The sequence below is a fragment of the Chloroflexota bacterium genome, from assembly GCA_013152435.1.
In the GTDB taxonomy this organism is placed as follows: Bacteria; Chloroflexota; Anaerolineae; order DUEN01; family DUEN01; genus DUEN01.
This window is the reverse complement of sequence record JAADGJ010000022.1, coordinates 1-4258: the sequence shown is the minus strand read 5'-3', so window position 1 is coordinate 4258 and position 4258 is coordinate 1. Positions and strand designations below refer to the sequence as shown.

Below are 4258 nucleotides of genomic sequence, written 5' to 3'. Positions count from 1 at the left end.
TATAGGACCCCTAACCCTGCCCCTTCAGCGCCCCGGACATGATGCCGGAGATGAGCTGCCGCTGGAAGGCGAAGAAGACGACCAGAAGCGGGATGGTCGAAAGCGTGCTCCCGGCGAACAACATCGCGTATCGAGGCGCGTACCGTTGCGAGCCCTGAAACGCCACCAGGGCGAGAGGCGCGGTAAACTTGTCGGGATCGGACAGGATCAACAACGGCTCCAGGAAGATGTTCCACCCGTTCACGAAGGTGATGATGCCCAAGACGGCAAGCCCCGGCTTCACGAGAGGAAGGACGATCCGCACGAAGGTGCCGAAGACGGAACAACCATCGATCGCGGCGGCCTCGATCATCTCATCCGGGATGGACGCGGCGATGAACTGCCGCATGAGGAAGATCCCAAAAGCCGTGGCCCAGACGGGAACCCAGAAGGGCCAGTACGTATCCGCCCACTTGAGGACCTTGATCATCAGCAGGTACCAGGGGATGATCGTGGCCTGAGAGGGCAGCATCATCGTGGCCAGCATGAGGAAGAACAGCTTGTCCCGCCCGGGGAACTGGCGCTTGGCGAAGGTGAAGCCTGCCAGCGAGCAGAAGAAGAGCGTGCCCACCGTGCGCACGGCAGCCACGTAGACGCTATTCAGTAGGGGCCGCCAGAAATTATAGACGGCGAAGAGCTCCCTATACGCGTCGACGTCAAACCCCTCTCGCGGCCAAAATGTGGGATGCAAGCCGAAGAGGTCGTTATCATCCATGAACGAGCCGATGACCATGTCATAGAAAGGGAATACGAAAATGACGGCAAAGATCAGCAAGAGGATATAAGTGAACACGCGGATCACGATGCGTGGGATCAACAGCCTCCATTGACGCTTTCGTCTCGAATGCCCGACCATACGCCCCCCTATCCCATCCAGTGCCGCTGGAACCGAATCTGGATCGCCGAGATACCGATCACGAGCAGGCCGACCAGGAACCCCAAAGCGGAGGCATCCCCAAAGCGGGAATCGACGATCCCGATCTGATACAGGCGAAGCATCAGGGTCTCCGTAGCCCCCCGCGGGCCGCCGCGGGTGAGGATGAAAGGTTGATTGAACATGTTCATCAGGCCGATGGTGGCCACGACGGTGAGGAAGAAGATCACCGGCCGGAGCAGAGGCAGTGTGATCCGCCAGAACGTCTGCCACTCGCTGGCGCCATCGATCTTGGCCGCGTCGTAGATCTCCGGCTCGATGCCCTGAAGCCCGCCCAGGAAGAGGAGGATGTTGTAGCCGATCCCCCCCCAGTGCGTCAGGAGAATGACGACGGACTTCGCCGCCCAGGGGGATTTGCGCAGCCACCCGACCGGCGACAGCCCCATGGACTTCAGCGCCGCGTTGACCCAGCCCAATTGATCGTCGAACAACTGGATAAAGACGATGCCCACGATCACCGAACTGGTGACATAGGGCAGAAAATACAGCGTTCGAAAGATCCCGCGTCCCTTCAACTCCTTGTTATTGAGGATCACGGCGAAGACGATCGCGATGAAGATCCCCGTCGGGAGCAGGATATAGGCGAACTCCAGGGTGTTCACCAGGGCCCGGATGATGTAGGGATCCCGCAAGATCGCCCGATAGTTGCCAAGCCCCACATACTCCATCGGGCCGAAGCCTCGCCAGTAGCTGAAGCTGAGGCGAAACGCCCACAGCAAGGGATACAGGCCGAAAATGAGGAAGGTGATGTAGAAGGGAGAGATGAACAGATAATCCATCCAGTGCTCTAAAATCTGTCTCCATAGCGGCTTCGGGGGCTTGACTATGGGCGGGTGAGTCGCCGAGATGCTTCTCATCGTCCCCTCCGATCCATGGCATAAGAGGGCACCTCCGAGGCCCCGCCGAGCCCCCGGAGGTGCCCCCAACCGTCGGCCGTGCTCAGGCCGAGCACTTGGTCCGTTCGAAGTCAGGCGTGGCCAGCTCGACCACCTTCTGCAGGCCCTCCTCGATGGAGACCTCGTCGTTCAGGATGGCGGGCATCACCTCTTCCAGCGCCTTCAGGACGGCGTTCCACCCGGCCGGCCGAACGTACTCTGTCGACAGCTCCTTCTCCTGTTCGGCCCAGAACTGGTTGTGGAGCCACTCTCCAAAGAGCGCGGTCTTTCCCTGGAGGAAATGTTCGGATTCCAGATAGGGACGATAAGCCGGGATGATCCCCCATTCCCCACACAGCTTCGCGCCCTCCAGGCTGCCCAAGGCGTACTTCATGAAGCGGATCGCATCGTCCTTATTCTCCGCGCATTGCGGGCAGATCAACTGGGCGCCGCCGAAGATGCCGGTGCGATATTCGATATTGGGCCCTCCGGGGAACTTGGCCACACGCCACATCCCCAGACCACCCTCCTCAGAGGTCAGGTTCGACTCCCAGAATCCCGTTTCCCACGCCGCCGCGAACTGGCCGATGAGCTGGTCCGCCTTCATGGCCGCATAGTAAGGCGGCTGCAGCCAGCCGACGTCCAGCCCCCCGCCGGAGTCCCAGAGCTGCTTGACGATGCGCATCGCCTCGACGCCCTTCTCGTCGGCCACGGTGATGGTCTGCCCATCCTGGCTGACCATGGAGCCGCCAAGCTGGTGCACGCGATACGCGAAGATCGGCCTCGCCAGATACCATCCGGAGGAGGGGAACAGGAAGGTGTACTTGCCCTGCTGGGCGAGCTCGGAGGCCATCCCGATGAAATCATCGTAGGTCAAGGAATCGACGTCGCTATACCCCAGGTCCTCCAGGATATCGGCGCGATAGTACCAGCCGCTGACGCTGAGATCGCCCGGCCAGCCGATGTTCCTGCCGGTGGTGGGGATGACGGTCTCGTTCCATTTCAGGGGGTGGTAGTTGTCCTTCTCGGGCAGGAGATGTTCGGTGAGGTCCGTGAGCAGCCCTCGGCAACCCCAGTCCTGCGCATCCGTGGCCTCGGCCCAGAAGAGGTCTGGGCAGCCGGTCCCCGCGGCCATGGCCGCCGTCAGTTTGGCGCCTCGCTCCGGCGGATGGGGAGATACCCACTCGACCTCGGGGTACTTCTCCACAAATCCCGTCGCTGCCAGATCGATGGGGTGGTCATCATGCCCCCAGAAGATGAGCCGCCGCTTCTTCTCCGGCGCCTTAGCGGGCTGCTCCTGCCCCTCCGGGGCGGTCGGTGGGGCACAGGCGGCCACCCAAGCAAATGCCATACCGGCGCCCAACGTGCGTAAGAAAGCCCGACGAGTGAAGCGTTCGTTTCGCATTTTTCTCCCCCCTACCTCTTGGGGCCGCGATCGGTCTTGATCGCAGCCAGCGCCAAAGCCGCCCGTTTTTGGAATGATCACCTCCTTTCCAGGGGCCACAGCTGGTGAAGCGTGCTCCCGGCGTAGCTCGCCGGTCCCACTCCTCCAGAATCAGCCCAAGTTTATCCCGTACCATCCGCGCCGCCGCACATGACAACGTATGATCGGCGGAGATTCCACACACAGGATTCAGCCCGCGGAAAGCATCTTCACGTACTCGAATAGAAGGGGGTGCATGAGGCCTGGGAAAGCACGATCAAAGCGGGACAGGAGCGGAGCCTGAAACGCATCCCCTTGCCCTCAGCCCTACACCGAAGGGCCAACGCGAAACGGATCGATTTCACACCGACCCGCGATCACAGGTACGCCTGGAGACACGGGACTCTCGCGAGCTCCATCGTCGACGGGCTTGTCCTCACAGGCTTACCATCACGATCCAACGAGGTATGGTTCCGATATCCGTCACTCGCGCTGCCATAGACGCGTGACGAACGCCGATGCGTGAAGCGGACGACGACAATACGGCCGCTTCACCACATATGGTATGCGTATCAGAGGGGTATTTTCATTATACCTGAAACGGAGATGGTCGTCAATGCCTGCGCGTTCACGAAACATATCCTTCGCCTCGCGGAGGCAAAGGACGGAAAAAGAGGTCTTTTCACGGAGGGGCTTTCCCCCCATGCCCCCATTGGTATCAAGTTAAGCGATACGGAAGCGTGGTCCCGCATCTCTGGGATGGCTCGGAGGGGCTGCCGCCCCTCCGAAGAAACTTATTTTCAGCCCCTCACGCCCCGTGGGGCTGGTGGCCACCGGCCAAAGCCCCAACCAGGCAGGGAAAAGGCGAGAACAAGAGTTTTCCTGCGGAGGGAAGGCCCCTCCGCACCTCCCCTTTCAGGTGCGACCGCCCGTGGAGGGAAAAAGCGACAGGCGGGGGCCTCGCCCATGCTGTTCCGTTGATGCGAA

General features: G+C 61.1%; 3 protein-coding genes. All 3 read right to left on the bottom strand.

Features of this window, described 5'->3' with window-relative positions:
- Positions 1-10 precede the first annotated feature (10 nt).
- Positions 11-856: a carbohydrate ABC transporter permease gene (locus GXP39_03030; protein ID NOZ27011.1), complete on the bottom strand. Its 846-nt coding sequence runs from the start codon at positions 854-856 to the stop codon at positions 11-13.
- Between the two features lie 47 nt (positions 857-903).
- Entirely contained in the window at positions 904-1830 is a 927-nt protein-coding gene (locus GXP39_03025; protein ID NOZ27010.1) for a sugar ABC transporter permease, read from the bottom strand.
- An 82-nt stretch (positions 1831-1912) separates the two neighbouring features.
- A complete protein-coding gene (locus GXP39_03020; protein ID NOZ27009.1) occupies positions 1913-3253 on the bottom strand; it encodes an extracellular solute-binding protein in 1341 nt (446 codons plus the stop codon).
- Positions 3254-4258: the final 1005 nt, after the last annotated feature.

Excerpts from the sequence above, each read along its gene's own strand:
- GXP39_03025 (NOZ27010.1), bottom strand. The coding sequence starts at position 1,830 with ATGAGAAGCATCTCGGCGACTCACCCGCCCATAGTCAAGCCCCCGAAG.
- GXP39_03020 (NOZ27009.1), bottom strand. The coding sequence starts at position 3,253 with ATGCGAAACGAACGCTTCACTCGTCGGGCTTTCTTACGCACGTTGGGC.